The sequence below is a fragment of the Campylobacter majalis genome (assembly GCF_905120465.1).
Classification (GTDB): domain Bacteria; phylum Campylobacterota; class Campylobacteria; order Campylobacterales; family Campylobacteraceae; genus Campylobacter_A; species Campylobacter_A majalis.
Genome location: NZ_CAJHOF010000043.1, coordinates 1 through 1,708 on the forward strand (window position 1 = coordinate 1; position 1,708 = coordinate 1,708).

The 1,708-nt window shown below is 28.6% G+C and carries 3 protein-coding genes and 1 pseudogene; 1 reads left to right on the forward strand and 3 read right to left on the reverse strand.

What is annotated here, in order from left to right; all coding sequences use genetic code 11:
* A pseudogene (locus tag LQU93_RS09795) lies at nucleotides 1–111 on the forward strand (IS1595 family transposase); the annotation flags it as partial.
* Here the strand turns inward: LQU93_RS09795 and LQU93_RS09800 are convergent.
* The 3 genes from LQU93_RS09800 to LQU93_RS09810 all read right to left on the reverse strand — a co-directional run bounded on the left by LQU93_RS09800 (nucleotide 108) and on the right by LQU93_RS09810 (nucleotide 1,315).
* The gene (locus LQU93_RS09800) at nucleotides 108–416 is read right to left on the reverse strand and encodes a hypothetical protein (protein ID WP_229933702.1); all 309 of its coding nucleotides are present in this window, start codon (nucleotides 414–416) and stop codon (nucleotides 108–110) included. The pseudogene LQU93_RS09795 and the gene LQU93_RS09800 overlap by 4 nt on opposite strands.
* Before the next feature lie 185 nt (nucleotides 417–601).
* Nucleotides 602–1,084: a hypothetical protein gene (locus LQU93_RS09805; protein WP_229933703.1), complete on the reverse strand. Its 483-nt coding sequence runs from the start codon at nucleotides 1,082–1,084 to the stop codon at nucleotides 602–604.
* Nucleotides 1,085–1,093: 9 nt separating this feature from the next.
* Nucleotides 1,094–1,315: a hypothetical protein gene (locus tag LQU93_RS09810; RefSeq protein WP_229933704.1), complete on the reverse strand. Its 222-nt coding sequence runs from the start codon at nucleotides 1,313–1,315 to the stop codon at nucleotides 1,094–1,096.
* Nucleotides 1,316–1,708: the final 393 nt, after the last annotated feature.

The window sequence follows — 1,708 nt, forward strand, 5'->3', positions numbered from 1 at the left end:
TTTTATTCTACACTTAAAAGAGTGTGAATTTAGGTACAATAACAAAGAAAATCTCTATCAAATTTAGTAAAATTGATAAGAGAAAATTCTCTTAAGTTAAAGAGAGCCTAATAAAAAATATGATTTTGTGAAAATAGTTTATTACAAAAATATTTAAACTGCTCTATAACAAAATGCCGAGTTTGCATTTTATTTTTACCGCCCATAATTGATATGCTGTAATAGGTAGTTAACGTAGTCATTTGATTTACCCAAGTAAATAGCAATTCGGGCCATTTAGTCCTAAATAGTGGATCGGCGGCACTCATATAGTCATCTCCAAAAATAAATTTTTTATACATAACTGTCGCCAAAGCATCATCAAGTCCATAAAGGCGTTTATTAAATAGCTCAAAAATTTCAAAGGAAAATGCCATAATATAAGTTCTGTATTCTATATCTAGGTCATCTTGATTTGGCTCGATTTCTATACTCCATTGACTACAAAAAATAGACTACACTTTCTACTGTTGAAAACTGTTTTTTGCTACCATTTCTAAGCATATCTACGGCTTTATTCTCTGTGGATTTGTCATAGCTCATTTTTTCTCATTTACAAAAATTATGGTAAAAATTTTATTAAATACACATTTGAGCACATTTGCGATATTTTAGGCTTCATTGCCTCTCTTAAACTTTGGTTATCTTTGCTGTTTATTATGCTTATTCGGTAATACGTATCCAATGCGATTAGTCTAGAAACACAAGAAAAAAGCATAATAATTTCTTGTTTGAACTGAACCGGTCCAGTGCCATCACCAAATACAAATTTACTAACGATTAAGTGTTTAGATATATGTTGAAATAGCTCATCTAAAATGTCGCTAAAGTGTTTTAAGTGTTTTACAATTTTTAGTGCTAAATCCGAAAAATACAATGCAAAATCAGTGGCTGTTTTAAATTCTTTTGGACTTGAGTTCATAAGCATATAAATAGAAAATTTTGATACATATTCTGTGCTAAAACGAAGATTGTTAAAATCATCTAAAAATTTTAAAATCTCGCTTGTAACATCGCTTGTTATACCGTTTAGATCATCATACATTTAAGGCTTCTAATATTGTTTAAATTGTAAAACAAAGCTAGATATATTTAAAGTGTTATCAAGTCCTTTAATAAACCCACTACCATAGTTTTGAACTTTCTGTGTAAAATCAATGAAATTTTCAAGCTCATTTTTATACTCATCGTTTTGCTTATCAAGCTCTTTAAGCTTTTGTATAAAATCATCATCACTTGCGCCTAAAATTTCTTTCATATCATTTATGCTATCCATACAAAATTCTTTTGCTATATTCAAGATAATATCTTGTATGTGCCATATCGCTTCAGTCTTTTTTCTGCCTAAAAGTATATTTAAAACAGCAACTCTTTGAGAATTTATATCAAGCTTAGCAATTTTACTCCTTTTATTTTTTATATTTCTATAGAGATATTATTTATAGCTTATTGAAAAAGTATTTTATACAAAAACAAACTTATAAAAAACCTTTCTATAGGGATTAAAATGCTGAATTTGCCACAAATAACTACAACAAATGTAAAAAATATCAGACAGCAAAGGGTATAAGTCATCTAGAAACTGCACTTAGTATCGCTCAGTCATCAAATGGATTTTATGCAAATATGGAAAATTTTACCGACAACAAACGCTTTAATCTATTGCATC

Coding starts and splice junctions, on each gene's coding strand:
- LQU93_RS09800 (WP_229933702.1), bottom strand. CDS start 416: ATGGCATTTTCCTTTGAAATTTTTGAGCTATTTAATAAACGCCTTTAT.
- LQU93_RS09805 (WP_229933703.1), bottom strand. CDS start 1,084: ATGTATGATGATCTAAACGGTATAACAAGCGATGTTACAAGCGAGATT.
- LQU93_RS09810 (WP_229933704.1), bottom strand. CDS start 1,315: ATGGATAGCATAAATGATATGAAAGAAATTTTAGGCGCAAGTGATGAT.